Origin of the sequence: Vaginisenegalia massiliensis (genome assembly GCF_900604935.1) — a bacterium.
Taxonomy (GTDB): domain Bacteria; phylum Bacillota; class Bacilli; order Lactobacillales; family Aerococcaceae; genus Vaginisenegalia; species Vaginisenegalia massiliensis.
The window spans coordinates 65,691-87,505 of the sequence record NZ_UWPC01000006.1 but is presented as its reverse complement, the minus strand read 5'-3'; the positions used below and the strand labels follow the sequence as shown (position 1 = coordinate 87,505).

The window sequence follows — 21,815 nt, the reverse complement described above, 5'->3', positions numbered from 1 at the left end:
CCTTCTCTTGACTAAATTATTGGAAAATATGCGTTTGAAATTCTTTGGCGCCTGCCTGACGACCAATGTAAGATTCTACCCCAGCCGCAGAATTAATGGTAATTTCAATATTCACACCCTCTGGTAAATTCTTTTGAGCGGAATCGGTCACTTGCTGGGTCAAAGCGGTTATCTCAGTCTGTTGATAAAATTGAGATACAATATTAATTTTCAAACTTGCTAAAGCCCCATCTACATAAAGCCCTTCACCACTCACACCATTTAAATTAGGGAAGAAATTAATAATTTGATTTGAGAAGTCATCGAAGTACTTATACTGATCATTGCCTTCCGCATCTTTAGCAACTGGAAGAGCCACCCGTACATCGTTATGCTCTGTCCAATCGCTAACATAATTTCCTTCACGGGAAACTCCACTTAAAACATAACTTCCTCCCACAACCGAGGTGCTTGGCGCCTGTTTAAAAATCCCCACTACAATCGGCACTGATCGTAATTCTTTGGTGTTACGTAGACGACCAACAATAATATTGGCATAGGCTTTACCTCGCTCACGCAATTCCCCCATCGAAATCTCTTGTTTGTGAACCACACCATTGGCATCCGTATAGGAATATTCGCTATTCATAGCTAAACCAACAACAATACCTCCCATTTTGAAGTTATCGCCATCTTCCACCATGATATCTTTCTCCATAATTTGAGCAAGGTATATCGGGGTAGCCGCTGCATCAACCACAACTTGTTCATTTGTTGTGCTTTGATTTTCAGCTTGATCATTGGCCGCTTGTGCGTTCTCAGTAGTTGTTTCACTCGTTTGGTCTTCCTCTAAAACAGGGTTCAAGCCGTCTGGATTATCTTTTGTTTCCCGGCCTAGCCATGAAGTCATCGTATCTTCATCGATAATTTGACCTTCTTGAAGGAAATACTGATCCGTAGGGAAAATTTTCTTAGAAATCCGTAATAAGCCCTCTTCATAAGCTTGGCTATTGCCACTAGACGTCAAATTATTATCCACGCTTGCAGAAGCAGCTAATTGATATTTCCCATCGCGAATAACTGATCGATAATAATTATCTGACAATTGATTATTGGTCGTCTGCACCACAACTTCATCTGGACCGACTTTCTTTTCTTTAGATGGGGCTTTCTCTAAATCCTGAATGCATCCACTTAAGACTAACATCGGTAAAATAAAACCCACAATTTGTTTCCAACGTTTATTCATCGCTTCGCTCGCTTTCCTTTTCATCATCTACTGTTTTATCTGACAAACTGCTTAGGAATTGGGCCTCATCCATAATTTGGATGCCCAATGCTTGAGCCTTACTTAGTTTACTTCCGGCTTCACTACCAGCAATTAGGACGTCTGTTTTAGCCGAAACACTGCCCGTTACATTAGCCCCCAAATTTTCAAGAATTTGCTTGGCTTGGCTTCGCGTATAATGTTCCATCGTTCCAGTTAAAACTACCGTTTTACCATACCATTGATTGTCTTTACTTTCAATTTTTTCTCCCATTGACTCCGATGTCATAGTCAGACCCTGTTGGGCTAAACGTTGTAGAAGCTCTTGCGAATCTGCTCGATCGAAAAACATTCTAAGGGATTGACTAATTGTCAGACCGATTCCTTCTACTGAAGCCATTTCATCTAAGCTAGCCTGAGCTAATGCCTCCATGGAACCAAATCGTTGTGCCAGTAAGCGGGCCGCTTTAGCACCAACGTGGCGGATACCCAACCCAAACAATAAGTAATCGAGGGGATTCTTTTTGCTGGCTTCAATGGCTTGAATTAATTTTTGTGCTGATTTTTCTTTAATTTTATCGACTTTCATCAAGTCTTGACTAGTCAAGTCATATAAATCGGCTACATTATGAATCAAATCTTGTTCTAACAAACCTTTAATAATTTGTGGCCCCAATCCGACAATATTCATAGCCGCTCGCGAAGCAAAATGTGAAATTTGGGCCAGCTGTTGAGCTGGACACAAAGGATTTTCACAACGAATGGCTACTTGACCCTCTTCTTGTACTAAAGGTGCCTGACATTCTGGACAGTGTTGCGGGATGGCTAAGGTCTTTGTTTCTTCCGCCCTTCGTTCAGTTAAAACACTGGTAACCTCTGGAATTATATCTCCTGCTTTGTGAATGGTTACCCAGTCGCCTATCCGTAAATCTAAGCTCTTAACATAATCAACGTTGTGTAGGCTAGCCCGTTTAACCACCGTACCGGCTAACTGGACTGGTTGCATAACAGCCGTCGGTGTGACTACACCTGTTCGACCGACAGTCCACTCCACATCCAATACTTGCGTTTCTTCAACTTGCGCAAGAAACTTGTAAGCAATAGCCCAACGTGGCGCTTTAACCGTAAAACCTAGCTGTTCCTGCAAGGCGAAATCATTTACTTTCACAACAACTCCATCAATTTCATAAGGTAAATCATGTCGCTTTTCATTGATTTCTTCAATATAAGCCATAATTTCAGCCAAATTATGACACTCCCGCCGCAAAGGATTCGTTCGTAAACCAACGGCTTCTAACTCACGAAAGAGCTCCTCTTGTGAGTGAGGATGGAAGGATTCACTAACCACAGCCCCATAGAGAAATAGATTCAAATTGCGTTGAGCACTTGCTTTAGGATCAAGCTGTCTTAATCCTCCGGCAGCGGCATTACGTGGATTAGCTAAAACAGGTAGTCCGTCTGCTTCTCTTTGCTCATTTAAAGCTAGGAAGCTCGATTTTGGCATATAACATTCGCCTCGAACTTCCACAGACACTGGTCGGCGCAGACGAAGCGGCAAGGCCTTAATTGTCCGTAAATTACTCGTGACATCTTCACCTTCTTGACCATTCCCTCGCGTGGCTCCACGTACAAATTGACCCTCTTCATAGGTCAAAGCCACTGACAAACCGTCAATTTTACATTCACAAATAAAGGATACAGGGCCTTGAACTTGATTTAAAATACGATTGACAAAGTCAGCCATATCTTGCTCATTAAAGGCATTTCCTAAACTATACAAAGGTTGAGCATGGCGAACCTTTTGAAAACCCGTCAACATCTGGTCACCAACTCGTTGAGTAGGCGAATCGGGGCTAATCCATTCTGGATGTTCCATTTCGATCAATTCAAGTTGACGATACAATTGGTCATACTGGCTATCCGAAATACTCGGTTGATCCAAAACATAATATTGATAGGCATACTCATTTAGCTGTTTACGCAAAGCCTGAAGATCTGCAAAGCTTACTTTCTTTTCGGTCATATTAAGCTTCCTTTCTAATCCTTAATCAATGCGAGTAATCGGAGCAAATGCTGCCAATAAATCTTTCACGCCTTGTGAGGCAAAGGCGATTGATAATACTGTATCCGTTTTGGTTTGACTCACTTTAACAATGGTTCCTTGACCCCAAGCCTTATGTTGAACCTTGTCTCCGACTGTCCACTGGGTGGATGTAGCCGACTGATTCGGTCTTAACGCTTGCGTGTTAGCTTGATTTCTCACTTGAGGTCGTGCGTTTAATTTCACCCGACTAGCTGATTGATGAGATCCCCGTTGATATGAACCGAATGATGACTGGAATTGGCGATAAGTCACACCTAATTTTTCAACCAAATCTGCTTCGATTTCTTCTAAAAAGCGACTGACTAAATTATGTTGATAGCGTCCATATAAGAGACGGCTTTGAGCAGCAGACAGATAAAGTACTTGCTCTGCTCGTGTCATGCCTACATAAGCTAGACGGCGTTCTTCCTCTAAATCATCCTCGTTCTCTAAAGAACGCCCTAGAGGAAAGAGCCCTTCTTCCATGCCGACAATAAAGACATACGGGAACTCTAAACCTTTGGCCGCATGCATAGTCATCAAAACAACTTGATCGTCTTGAATTTCTTCTGTATTGTCCGTTACTAGTGACAGTTCGGTTAAGAATTGAGTTAGGACTGGCACCGTCTCACCTTTTTGGCTCTCTTGATCAGCCTCAATAAAATCAGGATCTTGTTCCATCCGTTCTGATGGATCACGTTCATCAAACTGTTTAGTAACCGAAGCAAATTCCTCTAGATTCTCCAACCGATTCAGCGCTTCAAGATCTCCTTCAGCTTTTAAGCTAGCCTGATAACCCGTATGGTTCCAAACGGCTTCAACCAATTCACTGACATTTAGATACTGACTCTGTTCTTTTAGTTGTAAAATGAGTTCTCGGAATTGTGTTAATTTTTGCTTAGCTGCTGCCGATAGATTGGCTTGTTGAATGTGCTCAATGGCTTCAAAATATGATAAACCATAGCTCGCCGCAAACTCGGCTAATTTGTCAAGACTAGTCGGCCCAATGCCTCTTTTGGGAACATTGACAATTCGATTAAAACTTAAGTTATCCGCTAAATTATCAATGAGTTTCAAATATGCTAAGGTATCTAATATCTCTTTACGGGCATAGAATTTGAGACCACCGACAATCTTATAAGGCACATTAGCTTTTAAAAGCTGGTCTTCTAAACTACGTGATTGCGCTTGGGTACGATATAAAACAGCAAAATCTTTATAAGATAAGCCTTTATCCTGTTTTTGTCTAACGATTTGTTGAATCACAAACTGGGCTTCAGCTGAGTCATTATCCGCATGATAGAAATAGACTTTCTCGCCAGCTGCTTTATCAGACCAAAGATTCTTAGCTCGACGATTTTGATTATGTTGGATCACACTGTTGGCCGCTTTAAGAATCGTTTGTGTTGAGCGATAATTCTGTTCCAACAGGATAACTTTGGCATGCGGATAGTCTTTTTCAAAATTCAACATGTTTTCCATGTTAGCGCCCCGCCAACCATAAATCGATTGATCCGCATCGCCAACGACACAGACATTTTGCAAGATGCCAGTTAACAATTTTACTAAAAGATACTGACTCTCATTGGTGTCTTGATATTCATCAACATGAATATACTGGAATTTATGTTGATAAAATTGGCGAATTGATTCATTCTCTTGCAACAATTTTACGGTGTACAAAATAAGGTCATTAAAGTCCATCGCATTAGCTGCTTTCAATGTCTTTTGATAAGCTAAGTAGACTTTGGCTTGAACTTGTTCAAGATAGCTGTCCGCCTTTTGGCTAAATTCCTCAGGCAGAATATTTTGATTCTTTGCTTCATCAATAACCCATAACATCTCTTTATAAGGGTAAACATTGGCATCTAGATTCAAGTCTTTAAGCACTTGTTTCATCAAAGTTTGTTGTTGAGATTGATCCACAATCGTAAAATTTCGTTCATAGCCAATCGCTAACGCTTCACGTCTGAGGATGCGGGCGCACATAGCATGGAAAGTGGCTACCCAAATCGCCTCAGCTTCTGGGCCTACCAAAGCTTGAACCCGTTGTTTCATTTCATTAGCCGCTTTATTTGTAAACGTGATGGCTAAAATATTCCATGGATTAACATTTTGTTCTTGAATGAGATACGCAATGCGATGCGTTAAAACTCGGGTCTTGCCACTACCAGCTCCGGCAGCAATAAGAAGCGGGCCCTGGGTGGTCAATACAGCTTCTCTTTGTTGGTCATTTAGTCCTTTAATATTCTCTAGTAGTGATGGCACTCTACTTCCTCCTAATCATTATCCTTGCTTCATTTTGAACTAATTAAGGATAATACAATCGTATCTAATTATAACAAAAAATTGGTCAAACTTTTAGCTTCATACAAAATTTCTCTAAAATTTCATAGACTTAGCTAAACAAAAAAACTCTCCCAAGTAGGAGAGTTTATTTTGGATGATGGGTAAGGCGGCTTAGCTCGATTTGACGTTCGCAATGCTTAATGCTGTCGCCAATAACGATAACATAACCTTGCATATCTTCCACCGAATGACCGCGTGGGTTAAAGAAGGCAAAATGCCAATCCGTACGCATCATGTACTGGGTCATCACTTCATCATAATTTAAATCAACCAAAGGTAAAGCAATGGCTGCCCGGCCGCGCGGAAGAAGATCCGGTAATGGTAAACCAACCAAGGCCCGACACGTCGCTTCAAAATGCGACATTGACATGGAACCTAAAGTAAAGATAGCTTCTGATGACAAACCCACACTCGCTTCATTGATATAGACAACCCCGGCCGATGTAATAAAAAACTCGAGGGTTAATGAACCAATCAAATCTAAGGCTTGGCCAATAACTTGGGCAACTCGTCTCATTTCTGCTTCAACCATAGATGAAATATTGGCCGGATAACGAACTTGCTTTAAGTGTAATTCCCCACTACCTATCACTTCAAAGACTGGGTACAATAACATTTCGCCTCGTTCATTACGAACCAAGGTTAAGGAAGCTTTCTTCTCAGTTGGAATCCAAGCTTCTAGGATACAGGTACTCTCTTCAACTTTGCGTTCAGCTCGTTCATAATCTTCTTCGCTATACAAAATGACATGGTCTGATGATTGCGGAAGATGACGTTGGGTCGTTTTAAGAACACAAGGAAAACCAATATATTCTACAGCTTCTTTAATATCTTTAAGACTAGTCACCATCGAAAAAGGTGTCACTAGACAGCGCTGTGAATCTAGAAAGACTTTTTCTATCAAGCGATCTGTGGTAATGGCCATCAAATCATCAGATAAAGTTAAATCGGTAATGGCAGCTAAAATTTTATAATCTTGATGAGAAAGGAGACCCGTTTCCGCCACTACTACATCCACCCGACCGGCAAAATGCCGTAATGCTGTTTCGTCATAAACTGGACAAATTGTTTGCCAATTACAGAATTGCCGAACGGGATTCTGCTCCTGTAGAACTAAAGAAGCCACGCGATAGCCTAAGCGTCCTGCTTCCTGAGCAAGTAAAGCGGAAGCCATACTTGATCCAATTATACCGATTGTTTCACCAGGAAAATGTTTAACTAGCATTGGCCGACTCCTTTCTCAAATATTATCTTGATAACTCATATATCTTACCTAAGAATGACCTCAGATTCAATAAACTTTTCACCCTTAAGCAAATTTTTAAGGTAAAGGCTGGTCGTACTGATAAAGCTGCCATTCTTCAATCATGGCGATAATTTTATCCGCATACCCTGGGTCTGTTGCATAGCCAGCAGACTGCAAGCCTTTGGCTTGGGCAACATAATCCCGTCCCTGTTTAACATCTTGGTAATACTCCGCATTCCAGGAAGTTCCGTAGTATAAAAGTTTTGCATGCTCTTCCATCGACTCTTCCCATGAATGATAGACCTTAAAACGATCAACTATCGTTATCCACTCACCATCAACAAATTCCTTAGTCGAAAAATCAATACCTTGAGGGTCGGAAGCATCCGTTTTTACACCGAATAGATTATGATATTCAGCTGATAATTGACTTGCTCCAAAATCAGATTCAAGCATAGCTTGACTCAAAGAAATACTAGCTAAAATACCGTACTCACGTTGTAAACGTTGGGCTATTGGCACCAATTGCTTTACAAAAGCTTCCTTCTGGGCTTGACTTAATCGTTGTTCTTGCCCTGGATCGGGAGTCGGTTCAGGTTGAAAATTTTGATAACGGATGACCAAAAAAATAATTAAGGCAATAAAAATGAGTATAAAAAAGGAAAGGTAACCCACCTTCTGCATAAATTGATTAAATTGGCGTTGAAGTTTTCGGCGACGCGGACTCATCTTAGTTCGCGTTGGATATTTACGCCGGCTTTTTCGCTTAGTTGGCAAACGGTCCCCTCCTTATTCCTTTAAGCTTCATGGTTAGTATCTTTTAATTTCTCACTCTCATCATCAAACCATTGAAGTAATTTAATCTGATCACCCTCAACTTGTTGGCGGATCACGCCGGGTAATCTAAGTTCAATAATATCATTATATCCCCAGAAATTATAATCCGTCTTAAGTTGTAAAATAGTCATATTAGATTTTCGCGGTGAATCTTTTGTATTCGTCTCGCTATGGTGCCAGTCCAATTTTACTAAACCATGATGGACCCAAGTTTTAGCGATTTGATACTTTAAATACATATATTCTTTTACTGGATCTTCCATAATATCTGGCATGATTTCGGCGTTACGAATCACTTTTTGCACTAACATCCATTCATAATCCGTAAACAAGGTCGACAAAATCTTAATATTATCATATTTTAACCCTTGTTCACCCTTTTTCCACCGATCCCAACTTTGAGGAGAAATACCCAATTTATCGGCATAGAAAGCTTTCTCACTGACATACTTTTCCCTAATAGCGTTTAACACAATCGCGATTAATGCTGGATTCATTATCCCACTCCCTTTGTTGGACTTATTACCATCCATTATACACCTATTAGGTGATATTTCAAAGCCTAAGTCCGGCATTGTTTTAGTATTGATGACAAAATTGTGTATAATATAACAAATGGAGGATGACATTATGAAAGACGAGAATTGGTATCAAAACTTGAGTGTTGGCTGGCGAACTAGCAAAACAGCCATTGCTGTTATGGTGGTCATTGCGCTTTTTGAATTAACCCATCGTGGCACACCAATGTTAGCTGCTTTAGCGGCTGTATTTGCCTTACGTGATAGTCATGAAAATAGTCTGAAATTTTCGCGTGTTCGCATCCTAGGCAATATTTTAGGCGCATTAATTGCAACCAGTTTAATCTATATGGGACTTTATTTATCTTGTTTTCAGACATCATGGTATCAAATTCTTGCCGGTGGCATCGGTATACTTCTTGTTATCCAAGCTTGTAATTTAACCCATCATAGTGAAAGCATCATCGCTTCAAGTGCTACCTTTTTAGTCATTATTTATAATACGCCTTTAAATAATGTGTTTGATTATGGAGCTAATCGCGTTCTTGACTCCATCATTGGCAGTATCATTGCTGTCCTAGTCAATTATCTCTTACCTAGCCCAAAATCTAATCGTCATTAAGCTCGTCCATAATCCGATAAAGTTAAACGGGTCCTTCTACATATGAGGAGGACCCGTTTATTATATTTATTTTAGACTAATCTAGTTGTAATACCATTGACCTGATGCATTATCAAAATACCAATTTCCTTGGCGGTAAGTTTCAGGTACACCGTCACCATTATCGTCAAAGTTATCCCATACTGGCGCTGGTTGTACGTTGGGATTATGAATCGGATCAGTAGCTGCCGCTGTCTCTTCAACTAATGATACTTGCTCATTTGCTTGAGAGGTATGGCTATCGCCTTCACTGGTCGTTGTACTTGAATCTCCCTGATTCGAAGAACTTAATGCTCCAAATAATTGGGCAATGGCTTGGGCAATCTTAGTCATGCCTTCCGCTCCTGCTTTCGGTGCCATAACCACAACGGCCTGAGCTTTATCACCATTCATTAAGATACCAGAGTAATATTGAAGTTGACCTAGGCTATCTGGTGAAACAATTTCGTAATGGCCCGTAATTTCAGTCACATCTTTCGGATATTTTTCAGTTGATGGAGTTTGCAGTAAGGCTTCTTTAAATTGTACATCTAATTCTGGACTTACTAATTTGTTTTGACCTAAAGCCAATAATAAGCGCGAAACATCTTGAGCACTTGTCGTCGCTCCTGTAACGCCTTCTTCTTCAGACTTAGCCAACAATTGATTAATCTTAGTCGAGAAGTAATTATTTTCACTTAACCATTGGTTAAACTTGTTAGGTCCCCCTGTAAATTGAATCAAATGATTCATAGCAGTTACATCTTGGCTTTGAATAACTGCATCTAGTAAGGCTTTGATCGTAATTGGCGCATTATCTTCCATGCTAGCTACTGTTCCTTGATCACCTTCAGCTTTCAAATCCTTAAGAACTTTGACTTCTTCTTCCATAGTCAATTCGCCATCGTTCACGGCTTGATAGGTTTTAGCCAAGATAAACCAAGAAATCAGACTAGACGCCGGCATTTGTTTATTGTTTCGAACAAACGGTAATTTTTGATCTTGGGATTGAGCTGCCAAGGCTACATCTTCCATGCCTTTGAAGTTATCTTCAGCCACTTTATTTAAAGCCTCTACTTGTTTAGCATCTACCTTAACTTCTGGTAATTTCAAATCAATCGTTTGATCAAATTTATATTTATCAATTTTAACAGCCAATTGCTTAGTCTTATTGGCTGATTGACCTACGCTTGAATCGTTGAAATTTACTTTGAGTGTTTGTCCTTCTTTAATTAATGCATAATCAGTCAAAGCTTGCGTTTTACCGCCTTCTTTCAAGACAAACTGAATATCTTCCCGATTTAATTGACTTAAAGGTTTATCAAACGCTAACTCTAAATTAATCAATGGGTATTGATCAACTTTCACTTGATGGTTTGCCAACGTTAACTTGTTTTTATTTTCGGCTTCTGTTGTCTCTGGACCTGAAGCCATTTGTTCCGTTGTAGAACTTAATTTATCAAATAATTTGCCAATATAAGTTTGACCATAGAAGAAAAGTAAAAACACTGCTAGTACAGATAAGACGAGCTTCAAAAAGCTCCAGATCACCGATCCACGTTTCTTTTTCGTTCGTGGAATAACTTGACGATCGGCTTTGCTAGTTGGTAGCGGACGCTTGATTAAGTTATCTTCTCTGGCTTTAGAACTCTCAACTTCTGGATCTTTCGATTTAGGAGTGCTTACTTGTTTAAAGGATTCCTTTGTATCTTGCTTGGTTCTTGATTGTTCCATTGAATCAACTTGAGGCTTAATCGCTTCACGACTACCAATTTCTGGTTCACTAGTATATGATCGGGTCTCAAACTCTTTATCACGTGGCATTTCATCTTTCATTGACCGTTCAGGTTTTGCTGAACTTGATTTAACCATTTGGTCGCTTCTACCATTAAAAACATGACCACAAAAGGCACACTGTGTTTTACTCCGGATTTCTCTACCACAATTAGGACATTTCATTTGGATATTCCCCCTAAAAATCTTCTTAATCAACACTCTTTTATTGTAGCATAATCTTGTTTTAGATGCAGTTACAATTCCATGCTATTCTTATTAAAATACTGCTTTATTCCACTGCTTTTAAAGCTTCCACCATATTAATTTTCTTGATTTTGTGATGCATCACAAACATTAATATCACCGAAAAACTTAAGGTCAGAAAGGCAGAAAGTCCATAACTCAGAAGACTTATCTGCGGATAGAAATACATTCTATCTAGAGCCATAGACGTCAAAATGTACTGATTTAAAATACGTCCAAACCATAAACCCAAGGCAATTCCCAGAACACTTAAAATTAACAACTCATCAAAGATATAAAAACTCACTTCACGATTATAAAAACCAAGCACTTTAATAGTTGATAACTCCCGCATTCGTTCGGAAATATTAATATTCGTTAAATTATAAAGGACTACAAAGGCTAAGGCGGCAGCTGAAATAATGAGAACAAGAGTAATCATGTCCAAACTTTTCAAAGGTTGACTGGCTGCTTGCCTCAAACTAGCAATATTTAAGATGGCCGTAATCTGTTTATCTTGGGCTAACTTAGCTTCGATAGCTTTGGTCGCTGCCGATTTTTGGTAATCCAAATAATAGGCATTAACTTGCGCAGGCTCGTGGAAAATTCGTCGATAGTCCTTAGCTGACAGATAAACATAATGGTTGATGTAATTTTCAGTTGCAAATTTAAATGGGATCTTAAATGTTTGCTTTGTTTCTGATTCCAAGATGACTTGTCCACCCTGATCCTGCCCAATAAATTGAGCCAATTTTTCAGAGACAAGCGGCCCAAACTGGTCAAGATCTAAATCTTTTTGTGGCATAGATCGGGTATGTAGTTTCTGCACTTGCCTAAAGCTAGCGTGGTCCACTAAAGGCACAACGAGCATGACTTCTTGGCTTGTTTTGCCAGCTTGACGGACCGTAAAGGGCTTAATCATCACAGGAACTTTCACACGAATAGCATTCTGATTAAAGGCCGCTGGTTCCTTTTGATTATGACGGTCTTCTTGCAGATAGACCAGACTATCATAAGGTTGAATCTGATCAAATTGACGGTCAACCATTCCGCGGATGGAATCGCCTATCCCAAAACCGGTTACCATTAACATGGTACAGCCCGCTACACCCAGAATAACCATAAGTGATCGCCCACGATACCGGATTAAATTTCGGATAGTCATTTTTTGCTTAAAGCTAAACAAGGACCAAATGAAATTCATGCGTTCTAAAAGAATTTTTTTACCTGCTTTAGGTGCTTGAGGTCGCAATAAATGGGCAGGTTCTTCTGTCAAAAGCCCTAAAGGTGTCAATACAGCTGGAATCAATGCACAAGATAAGGCAATTAAAGTCACCCCTACAATTAATAACGGCTCATAATCAATCACAATTTGGTCAAAATAATACATGGTATTATAGGCATTCATTACTAATTTAGGGAAAATTTGATAGCCCAACCAGGAACCGATTATCAAACCTAAACTACAAGCCAAGCCCGCATAGACGATAAACTTGGTCAAAATTTGACGATTGTGGTAACCCATCTGCTTCAAAGTTCCCATATAATTGCGTTGCTCATCAGCCATCCGCTTAATAGTAGAAAAAGTTACGAATACAGCGATAGCAAAGAAAAAGGTCGGAAAAACATTAGAAATAGTGGCTAATTTTTTAGCATTATCAGAAATACTCTGATAGGACACAAAATAATCGCGGCCATGAACATAATAAGTTGGTTGAGCAAGTTCAGCGACCTTAGCTTTCTCGCGGTCAAGTTGCTCTTGCTTTTCATCCAGTTCTTTTCGCGCTTGTCTATCTTTGTCTGCAAAATTCTTTTTCGCTTGATCAAGCTTTTCTTGGCCAGCCTCCAGTTCAGTTAAAGCTGTTTGGGCTTCCGCTTGACCTTGATTCAATTGGGCCAAAGCCAGATCAAGTTTAATTTTTGCTGCTTGTAGGGGACCCTCTTGTTCGCTTAATTGTTTTTGCCCCTCTTTTAAGAGTTGCCAACCTTGATTCAATTTGGCACGGCCAGAAATAAGATCAGCTTCCTTAGCTTTCAGCTCTTTTTGAGCTTGAGATTGTTGTTCTGCTAATTCTTGGCGTCCTTTTTTTACTTGGTCAAGTCCCGACTGCCATTGTTCAAGTCCTGTCTGATACTGAAGTTGAGCCAAGTGTAATTGCATCTCTTGTTGCGCCACCGTTTGACTTATTTGGTTATAGATTGCAATCTTAGGTTGAACGTCGCGCATCAAGGCCTCTATCTGTTGCTTACTTTGATTTAAAGTTTGGATTTGTCTTTGACGGTTGGCCTGGGCCTGAGGGCTTATTTGTTGCTGAATTTTCGTCAAATTGGCCTGAACTTGACTTGTTTTGCTTTCTTGTTGACTCACTTGCTCTTGAAGTTGATTCACTAGTGATTGAGCCTGTTCTTGCTGTTCTTGTCCTATTTGATACGCTTGTCGGCTAGCATCTAAATCTGCTTGGCTGCCTCTGACCCCTTCTTGGGCTTGGCTGAGTGCTTGTTGTAAATTTGTGCGTTGTGCTAATAAGTTTGCGTTAGTTGGATCTAGAGCTAATTGCTGTTCTAGCTGAATGAGTTGCTGATTTACTTGGTTTAATTGGGCCTCAGCTTGTTGGACATGCCCTTCTTTCTCAGCCACAGAAGCCTTAAGTGAGTCTACTTGAACCAGGGCTTCATCTAGCTTGTTTTGAGCAGTTTGACGATTCGCTTTTAAAACGGTCAATTGAGTTTGAAGCTGAATTTGTTCTTGCTTCAAACTCAAACTTTGTTGCTCTAATTGGCTTTGTTGACTGGTTAATGTCTGGATTTCTTGCTCCAAGTTTTGTTGGCGATCTTGTAGACCTTGATAGTATGTTTGCGGACTTTGCCCAGCCTTCATACCTTGGGAACCTAGCTCATGTATCAGTGAGTAATACATCCCGGTTAGTTGTAACTTAGCTTGATCCAAGGCAGCCTGTCCTTGTTGAAGTTGATCTTTACTCTGAATTAAGTTTGCATTTGCTTGGTTCAGTTCTTTTTCTTTGGCCGTTAAAAGGACTTCTGCTTGTTCAAACTTCTGTTGAACTTGGCTTTTAGCTGAATCGAGCTGTTTTAACCCATCTCGGTATGCTTGTTCTTGCTGTTCAAGCTGGTTTTCTTGATGCAAAAGTTGACTCACAGCTAATTGAAATTGAGCTTGCCCTTGGGTCCATTTTTGATAGCCTGATTGATAGTCTTCTTGACCTTGAGCCAATTTGGCTTGACCCGCTTGATAGTCTGCTCGCCCTTGAGCCAATTTTTGTTCTTGGTCAGCTAGCTGATTTTTTGCTTGATCGAGTTTATCATAAGCATCATCAATCTTCATTTGGGCCTCATCAAAGCGTTTTTGAGCCTGGCCCTTGAGCTCATTCAAACGGCTTAAAGGTTGTTGATTCAGTTGCCGTTCAATCTTATCTTGCAAACGGTCTAACCGACGGTCGTCTGCCTCAGTATAAGCTTCTGTCCGGCTTGTATTTCTACCCCAGAAATAGACTTCTGAATAAATATCACCTTGAATGGCTTGTTCATTCACTAAGGCAAAAGCTGAAAGCGAGCCCTTCCCGTCATCCTTTAAGCCACGATTAACACGTTCATAATAGAGGGGGCTTTGAACAAATCCCGTAATAACAAATTGGCGTCCTTGGAGATGGGGAGCTTTACTGTCTTGATTGTTCTCTTTCTTTTCTAGATTCAGTTGTTGAAGTTGAACCCGATCACCGACTTTTAGCGGGTGATTTAAACGACGGTTAAGATGGCTTAGATAATTGGCGTCTAAAGCGATTTCATTCACTTTTTCAGGATAACGACCTTTAACCAACTTAAAGAAATTATACTTTGCTTCTTTAGGTCGGGTATACAGCTTGAGTGACTCGGCTCCAGGTTGAATCACCACATCCAGACTCCGTTGCGGATAATAGTCAAGCCCCTTCAGCTCGCTTAATTTTGTTAAATCAGATTGACTAATTCCCATCGTAGACATGAGTTTACCATCTGGCAAATGATAAGCCGAATAGTAGTGGCGAGCCGTCTCGAGCATGCTTGGAGCTGAAGCTTTGATACCAACAAAAAAGGCTACCCCTAAACACATAATGGCAAATAGTGACAAAAAGCGAGCTGCACTCACTTTAATTTCACGAAAAATATCCAACCATAATGCTTTCATTGACTCACCTTCTTTCCATATATAAGGTCATTAGTTACCAGGTAATTTCAGCTACGGATTTAGGTTGTTGATTTAAAGACACTTCACTGACTTTACCATTACGAATTTGAATCACCCGATCGGCTAATTCAGCAATAGCCCCATTGTGCGTGATAATAATAACAGTCGTCTTTAATTGTCGACAGGTGTCTTGTAATAGTTGCAAAATTTGCTTACCTGTCTCATAATCCAGTGCCCCTGTCGGTTCATCGCACAACAAAATTTTTGGTCGGCCGGCTAAGGCACGAGCAATCGATACCCGCTGTTGTTCGCCTCCCGAAAGTTGAGCAGGAAAATTATCTTGTCGATGGGCTAAACCACAAAGAGCCAGAATCTCACTGGCATTAGCTTGACTTTTAGCAATTTGAATCATTAAGTCAACATTCTCTTTAGCCGTTAGGTTCGGTACCAAGTTATAATTTTGGAAAACTAAACCGACAGAATGACGGCGGAATTTGGTCAATTGCTTATCGTTGTACTGGGCAATATCTTCATGGTCAATCAGAACTTGACCGGATGTACATTGGTCCATACCGCCTAAAATATTTAAAGTGGTTGATTTTCCAGCTCCTGATGGTCCCAAAATAACGACAAATTCGCCCGCTTCTATCTCGAAGTTAACCCCATCATTCGCACGGGTTACAACTTGGCCAGTTCGGTATTCTTTAACGACATCAATGAGTTCAATATAGGCCACGCTAGTCCTCCTTATTTAGGCTTGACGATACACAATAACAACTTTTAAATAAGCACTTGTTTTATCTGGTGAAGTGGGGAAATCCTCTGGCAAACCAAATTGTTGAATAATTTGATAAGACCCATTCGCCTCTTGCATCGCTTGTTGAATATCCTTAATAAATTGATTTTTATCATACGCCGCGTGATTCGTACTTAAAAGACACATACCCCCAACCTGGGTTAGCCCTAACAAATCTCTTGCCAAGGTCAAATAATCCTTTTCCGCACGAAAACGATATTTCTTGGTCCGAGCAAAACTTGGTGGGTCACAAATAACCCATTCAAAGGCAAGCTGATGGCGTTTCGCATACTGAATATAATCAAAGACATCCATGACTCGAATCTCATGATCTGGCACTTTTGCTTCAATTCCATTGAGGGCGAATTGTTCTTGTGTGCGTTCAAGACTACGTTTGGCTACGTCAACTGAGACAGTTTGTTGGGCCCCACCTAAGGCTGCCGCCACACTAAAGGCTCCCGTATAAGAAAATAAATTTAATACCTTACCCGCTTGAGCTTGGGTTTTGACAAAGGAACGGACCTCTCGTTGATCCAAGAAAATACCTGTCATCCATTCGTGTCCTAGATAAACCGCATAACGAACATTATTTTCTAGAATAATAAGTGGTTGGGGAGCTGTTTGTCCCCAAGAATGATCAATAGCAACCTCTTCACCTAAGCCATTAAAGCGTTTGGTCTCATAGATTCCTATAACGTCTAATAAACTGGTGACAGCTTCAATCACCCACTTCCGGTATTGATAAAGACCTAGGGAATACCAATTAATTTGCACATAACCCGCATACCAATCTAAGGTCATACCCCCGATTCCATCACCTTCGCCATTAAACAATCGAAAAGCATTGGTTTCAGCACTCGCAAGCAAGGTGTCTCGCTTCCTGATAGCTTGTTCGATACAGTCACTGACCCAGTCTTGTGACCATCGCTCGTTTTTCTGATTAGAATAGGTCCAAGCCAAGCCTTTATTTTGATGGCCGACAAGCGCATAGGCTAAAAAGCGCCCCTTGTCATCTACTAACTCAATGCTTTGGCCTTCTTCAAGCATTGCAATAGCTCGGTCAGCAAAGTCCTCAACTTGGAGCAACTTTTCCCCTCGTTTTAGTCGTTTAATTGCCAAAGGATTCATGGTGTATTTTTTCATTTTAATCCTCAATTCTATTATATCGATATCTTCATTTTACCATGAATACGCTCAGAAAACTCTATCCTCGCATAGATAAAAAATAAATATTCACCATAAAAAAAGCAAAGTCAACTTTGACTTTGCTTTAATGGCTGGATTTATTAAGAATTGAATCGATCACATAAATAAATTCTCGATTAGATATCGTTTTTAATTCCTCTAAGGCTGGAATGTTTGGCTGACACGGCGTGATTTCATACTCTAATTTTAAATCATACGATTTAAACGAAGCGGTTCCCGATTCAAAAATATTGATATTGAAATTTTCGGAAATACCCCAAATCGTTACCCGATAGCTTTGTTTTTGAGGATTAAAAGCCAGGTTTACTTTTGTCAATTTGCCCGTCATATCTCGGGTTTGAAAAGCCATATCCCGCTCGAAATCATTCGCTTCTTCATCTTGGTTCCCTTCAGTAACTACTTCTTTTATCAAGTCAGGGTGTAATTGACTTTGAATCTTCAAAGCTACATTGGCTCCCACCGCATCTTGATCAAAAGAAAAATATTGCTTAGTTTGAAAAGCCCATTTTTTATCTGTTACTAATTCTGTATTTGCCGTTGGATCGACGGCTACATTTAATTCGTAATTAAGGTTCATTCTCGCAGCCCGATCATAAAGTAAATCAGGAATTTCTAATTTATTTAGCGATACAAGGTACCAATCATTTAGATGATAGACTTTCTGCGGATCTATTTTGGCTAAACGCGATGTGTCTGGTAAAAACAAGAGGCTTTCAATAAGCGGCTTGGTTTGCATTACCCGTTCTAATTGATCGCCATCAATACCAACATAATAATTTTGGTAGTCCTCCAATTCATGGCTCATACCAGGTGGAAAACCCTTTTGATCAAAAAAGGCCATGGATTGAAGATAGGCAAACTGATCGACATAGACTAAATTAAAATGATCATAACTTAGCATATTTAGATGATAGTGATCGGGCTTGGTCCCTTTTTGATAAAAATCAAATTGGCCCCAAGCCTGACCAGCTTGTTCATCAACTTGCCAAACCGCTTTAGCCATCTTACTGCCGCTTCGGGCATTGGTTAATGTATAACTCACTTGATATTGGTTCAATTGTCGTAGAGCTTCCAACTGTGTGATAAGATTCCGAGGAATATTCTGGGGATCAGTCTCATCCAAAAGTGAACTGGTTGACTCTTGGGTCGTAATCTCTTGACCTAAGACACAAATATTAGGTAACCAAATGGTCCATAAAAAGGCCACACAAACAGCCAACTGAATTTTTTTAAATTGTGACATGGTGGCCTCCTTTCTTTTATGACCCAACTTACTTTGACAGATAATGAAATTGTAGCATTCCTAACTGATTACTTGCAATAGACGGGGCCCCAACTCGAGACGGATTTTTTTAATTTTTTGAATAGTTTACCCGATATTTGAGAGATCTTTCATCCTATGGCATTACTGAATAACCATAAATCTAGCGGCTAAATGTTTCGTCGAATTCAACCTTAATAGCTTGTAGCTTGTCCGTATCAGCCAAGACATCGTAACCTGTTCTAGCTAATATTTCAACGGTCCGATACATAGCTTGATAACCAAAGTCTGTCTTGGTACAATCACGAAATTCAACCGTATGTTTAGCCAAAGGTTTCCCTTCAGTAATATCATAATAGGGGTGAATGGCGGGTACGACTTGACTGACATTTCCTGTATCTAGAGACCCAATAGTATCCCCTTCATTTTCAATCATTTCCACACCTAAATCGAGAGCATTCTGATTGAATAAGCGACTTAAAACCTGATTAGTTACCATATCATCATACGATTTTTCGTAGAAGGAATGCTTCATTGTGCAACCAGCCGCTTGAGCTGCAGCTTGAGCACAGGCAATCACTCGCTCCAACAAGGCTTCTTTCTCGGCTTTCTTAGGTGCTCGAACATAGAACTCGGCGGCGGTATAATCCGGAATGACATTAGCTGCCAAACCCCCATCACTAATAATGCCATGAACTCTAGCAGTAGGTTTCATCTGTTGGCGCATAGCATTTATTCCATTAAACAGATTAATCACCGCATCGAGGGCATTCTTTCCTTCCCAAGGTGCTCCAGCAGCATGGGCTGTTTTTCCAAAAAACTCAAATTTAATCGCATCCATAGCTAGCGAATCACCACTCACTTCATTCTTATCTGATGGGTGTGAGCAGATCGCAACATCAATATCATCAAAGGTATCAGCCTTAGCCATATCGACTTTTATTCCGTCGGTTTCTTCTGCGGGTGTCCCCAACACTACAACTCGACCACCCGTTTCAGAAAGCACCTTTGACAAAGCAATTCCTGCTCCAGTATCGACAGTCCCTAACATATTGTGACCACAGCCATGACCAATCTCTGGTAAGGCATCATATTCCGAAAGATAGGCCACTGTCGGCCCAGGCTTACCTGAATCAAAAGTCGCACGAAAAGCCGTTTCAAAGTCCAAATAGGGATATTCGACTTTAAAGCCATGTTTTCTTAAAAATTCTACATGGGCCTTTGAGGACTTAAATTCTTTAAGGCCTAATTCAGGATTATCATATAAATAATCACTTAATTTCTTTAATTCTGGTTGTAATGCTTCTACAATTTGGTGCAATTGTTCTTTTGACATCTTGACATCCTCCTTTAAAGAAAGCGACTGTTACTACAGTTAGAACGGGCCATAATGAGTAAATTGAGCATATAAGACGAATACTAATCCAATTAGTAGCCAAATAACCATTAGCGGCAAGGCAAATCTAAACCATTTTTTATAAGGAATTTTGGCAATCGCTAGTTGGGCCATTAATACAGCCGACATGGGCATGATGGAATCCAAAAAGCCGTTTCCTAATTGAAACGCCAAAACAGTTGTTTGACGGGTAACTTCAAGATTGTCTCCTAAAGGTACCATAATTGGCATGGTAACAGCGGCTTGACCCGTACCTGAACTTAAGAAGAAGTTAATCATGATTTGAACAAAATACATTCCTACAGCCGCTAAATAACTTGGCATGGTTGATATGGCCCCTGTTAACCCATGAATTATCGTGTCCATAATCATTCCATCTTCCATAATAACCACTAAACTTTGCGCTAAACCCACCACTAATGCGGCATAAAGCATTTCTTTGGCCCCTTCAATGAATCCCTCTGCTATATCATTAGCCGACATGCCCCCAATCACCGCAGAAACTAGACCCATTCCAATAAAGACGGCCCCAATTTCACTGATAAACCATTGAAATTTGAAGACCCCATAACCAATGATACAGAAACCGCCAATAAAGACCAACATAATCAGTTTCTGCCGGCTTGACATTTCGCCAACTTGAATATCATCTTCATCTTTTATGAGCCCTTTTTTATAGGCTTGTTCTTCTTCATAAACGAATGAGGTGGTGGGATCATTCTTAACACGACGTGCATAGGTCACTAAATAGATGACAGTCGCTATCCACACCGCAACGAAAAGGGTTAAACGTAAAGAAATACCAGAAAACATGGGTAACTCAGCAATCGATTGGGCAACTCCCACCGAGAAAGGATTCATAAAGCCGGAAGTAAAACCTAAGCCTGCTCCTAATGAAATCATCCCCATGCCAACAAGGGCATCGTAACCCATCGCGCGAGCCAATGTCACGGCTAAGCCAATAAACACAATAGTCTCCTCAGACATACCGATAGTTGAACCACCTAGGCCTATAATAAAGAGAACAATAGGAATAACAATAATTTCATTCCCTTTTAATGCTTTAACTAGATGGGCTAGGGCTGCTTCGATTGCTCCCGTCTTATTAATTAAATAAAAGGCCCCACCGGTAGCAAATAAAAAGTAAGAAATAGCTTGTCCACGTTCAAATCCTTTGGGAAAAGCTTTTAATATTTCGAATATTCCTTGACCATGTTGTTTAACGTAGTGAAAAGAACCCGGTTTTATCATTTCACGACCGTCTACCATTATCCGTACAAAAGCTCCTGCTGGAACGATCCAACTCATCATCGCCATAATCACAATAAAACTAAACAACAAAACATACACATGCGGCATGGTAATTTGGTGATACCATTTTTTCGATTGATCCGCTTTCATTATTTAACACGCCTCCTTGATATTTTTAAACACAGCACTTTTTCTTCAGCAAAAAAACCTGAGACAAAAGCCTCAGGTCCAGAATAAACCTTCCTTTTGCCTACAACATAATGAGCACTACTAATAGAAACCAGGCTTCTCTATTAGACAGTGATATGCTTGTTCAACATATCCCCAACATCCTTTGATATTTCGGCTAGTGACCCTTTTGTTATTCATACGGATAACGACTCTTGTACCTAGCAACCTCTCACTATATCGATATTTTCTGTTAAATGTATTTATATGATACCGCTCACTAACAAATACGTCAAATTTTTCTCATTATATTTTCACTATTCGCACATGAAAATCTCATGAAAATTCCGAGTGATTATGCGCCGTTTTTGTGAGTAATTCCTCATTTTTCAGGTTGTTTCTAACAGATATATTATTGTTGCAAAAACGATAACATATATTTTTGCTGGGTAATGAAAGACTTTGAAAAGGATACAGAGTAATCTCGAAATCTAAGCAAGCTGGCTTAAAAAAGAGAAAATTAATGAATCTTAACTAGTCTGAATAAATAATAAAAACGAACAAGGATCAAAACACGAGCGTTAAATCCTGTCCTCATGTTTTGAACCTTGTTCGTTAA

Annotated in this window: 14 protein-coding genes and 1 riboswitch; of the genes, 1 reads left to right on the top strand and 13 read right to left on the bottom strand. The window is 40.1% G+C overall.

The features are described from left to right. Window positions 1-16: 16 nt before the first annotated feature. From EIH20_RS05460 to EIH20_RS05435, 6 genes are all read right to left on the bottom strand, one after another. Window positions 17-1,255 (bottom strand): CamS family sex pheromone protein, encoded by a 1,239-nt coding sequence (locus tag EIH20_RS05460; protein ID WP_241152392.1) that lies wholly within the window; start codon window positions 1,253-1,255, stop codon window positions 17-19. Continuing rightward, complete coding sequence (ligA, locus tag EIH20_RS05455; RefSeq protein ID WP_124058540.1) at window positions 1,221-3,269, bottom strand: NAD-dependent DNA ligase LigA; 2,049 nt, start codon at window positions 3,267-3,269, stop codon at window positions 1,221-1,223. The genes EIH20_RS05460 and ligA overlap by 35 nt, the downstream gene beginning before the upstream one ends. Before the next feature lie 21 nt (window positions 3,270-3,290). After that, window positions 3,291-5,597 carry a DNA helicase PcrA gene (pcrA, locus tag EIH20_RS05450; protein WP_124058538.1) on the bottom strand — a complete coding sequence of 769 codons (2,307 nt, stop codon included), beginning with the start codon at window positions 5,595-5,597 and terminating at the stop codon, window positions 3,291-3,293. A 166-nt stretch (window positions 5,598-5,763) separates the two neighbouring features. Next, window positions 5,764-6,903, bottom strand: coding sequence for an ATP-grasp domain-containing protein (locus EIH20_RS05445; protein WP_124058535.1), 1,140 nt, complete (start codon window positions 6,901-6,903; stop codon window positions 5,764-5,766). 96 nt (window positions 6,904-6,999) lie between these two features. Continuing rightward, window positions 7,000-7,701, bottom strand: a complete 702-nt coding sequence (locus EIH20_RS05440) for a glycoside hydrolase family 73 protein (protein WP_124058533.1) — start codon at window positions 7,699-7,701, stop codon at window positions 7,000-7,002. 20 nt (window positions 7,702-7,721) lie between these two features. Further along, window positions 7,722-8,258 carry a hypothetical protein gene (locus EIH20_RS05435; protein WP_124058531.1) on the bottom strand — a complete coding sequence of 179 codons (537 nt, stop codon included), beginning with the start codon at window positions 8,256-8,258 and terminating at the stop codon, window positions 7,722-7,724. 133 nt (window positions 8,259-8,391) lie between these two features. On the opposite strand from EIH20_RS05435, the gene EIH20_RS05430 reads away from it, so the two are divergent. Beyond that, window positions 8,392-8,901, top strand: coding sequence for an FUSC family protein (locus EIH20_RS05430; protein WP_164470880.1), 510 nt, complete (start codon window positions 8,392-8,394; stop codon window positions 8,899-8,901). Window positions 8,902-8,982: 81 nt separating this feature from the next. Here EIH20_RS05430 and EIH20_RS05425 read toward each other — a convergent pair whose 3' ends face one another. The 7 genes from EIH20_RS05425 to EIH20_RS05395 all read right to left on the bottom strand — a co-directional run bounded on the left by EIH20_RS05425 (window position 8,983) and on the right by EIH20_RS05395 (window position 21,178). Then, on the bottom strand, window positions 8,983-10,791 hold the full coding sequence (locus EIH20_RS05425) for a serine hydrolase (protein WP_164470879.1): 1,809 nt from the start codon (window positions 10,789-10,791) through the stop codon (window positions 8,983-8,985). A 193-nt stretch (window positions 10,792-10,984) separates the two neighbouring features. Further along, window positions 10,985-15,118 (bottom strand): FtsX-like permease family protein, encoded by a 4,134-nt coding sequence (locus EIH20_RS05420; protein ID WP_124058525.1) that lies wholly within the window; start codon window positions 15,116-15,118, stop codon window positions 10,985-10,987. A gap of 34 nt (window positions 15,119-15,152) precedes the next feature. Beyond that, window positions 15,153-15,854 carry an ABC transporter ATP-binding protein gene (locus EIH20_RS05415; RefSeq protein ID WP_124058523.1) on the bottom strand — a complete coding sequence of 234 codons (702 nt, stop codon included), beginning with the start codon at window positions 15,852-15,854 and terminating at the stop codon, window positions 15,153-15,155. Window positions 15,855-15,869: 15 nt separating this feature from the next. Further along, window positions 15,870-17,057, bottom strand: a complete 1,188-nt coding sequence (locus EIH20_RS05410; protein ID WP_124058521.1) for a class I SAM-dependent rRNA methyltransferase — start codon at window positions 17,055-17,057, stop codon at window positions 15,870-15,872. A gap of 127 nt (window positions 17,058-17,184) precedes the next feature. Further along, a complete protein-coding gene (locus tag EIH20_RS05405; RefSeq protein ID WP_124058519.1) occupies window positions 17,185-18,363 on the bottom strand; it encodes a hypothetical protein in 1,179 nt (392 codons plus the stop codon). A gap of 181 nt (window positions 18,364-18,544) precedes the next feature. After that, entirely contained in the window at window positions 18,545-19,717 is a 1,173-nt protein-coding gene (locus EIH20_RS05400) for a M20 family metallopeptidase (RefSeq protein WP_124058517.1), read from the bottom strand. A 39-nt stretch (window positions 19,718-19,756) separates the two neighbouring features. Next, window positions 19,757-21,178, bottom strand: coding sequence for a YfcC family protein (locus EIH20_RS05395; RefSeq protein WP_124058515.1), 1,422 nt, complete (start codon window positions 21,176-21,178; stop codon window positions 19,757-19,759). Between the two features lie 104 nt (window positions 21,179-21,282). Further along, a riboswitch (Lysine riboswitch) is annotated at window positions 21,283-21,438 on the bottom strand. Window positions 21,439-21,815: the final 377 nt, after the last annotated feature.

Bases quoted from the DNA above. Each gene is read 5' to 3' on its own strand.
- EIH20_RS05460 (WP_241152392.1), bottom strand. From the start codon at position 1,255: ATGATGAAAAGGAAAGCGAGCGAAGCGATGAATAAACGTTGGAAACAA.
- ligA (WP_124058540.1), bottom strand. From the start codon at position 3,269: ATGACCGAAAAGAAAGTAAGCTTTGCAGATCTTCAGGCTTTGCGTAAA.
- EIH20_RS05445 (WP_124058535.1), bottom strand. From the start codon at position 6,903: ATGCTAGTTAAACATTTTCCTGGTGAAACAATCGGTATAATTGGATCA.
- EIH20_RS05435 (WP_124058531.1), bottom strand. From the start codon at position 8,258: ATGAATCCAGCATTAATCGCGATTGTGTTAAACGCTATTAGGGAAAAG.
- EIH20_RS05430 (WP_164470880.1), top strand. From the start codon at position 8,392: ATGAAAGACGAGAATTGGTATCAAAACTTGAGTGTTGGCTGGCGAACT.
- EIH20_RS05425 (WP_164470879.1), bottom strand. From the start codon at position 10,791: ATGGTTAAATCAAGTTCAGCAAAACCTGAACGGTCAATGAAAGATGAA.
- EIH20_RS05420 (WP_124058525.1), bottom strand. From the start codon at position 15,118: ATGAAAGCATTATGGTTGGATATTTTTCGTGAAATTAAAGTGAGTGCA.
- EIH20_RS05410 (WP_124058521.1), bottom strand. From the start codon at position 17,057: ATGAAAAAATACACCATGAATCCTTTGGCAATTAAACGACTAAAACGA.
- EIH20_RS05405 (WP_124058519.1), bottom strand. From the start codon at position 18,363: ATGTCACAATTTAAAAAAATTCAGTTGGCTGTTTGTGTGGCCTTTTTA.
- EIH20_RS05400 (WP_124058517.1), bottom strand. From the start codon at position 19,717: ATGTCAAAAGAACAATTGCACCAAATTGTAGAAGCATTACAACCAGAA.
- EIH20_RS05395 (WP_124058515.1), bottom strand. From the start codon at position 21,178: ATGAAAGCGGATCAATCGAAAAAATGGTATCACCAAATTACCATGCCG.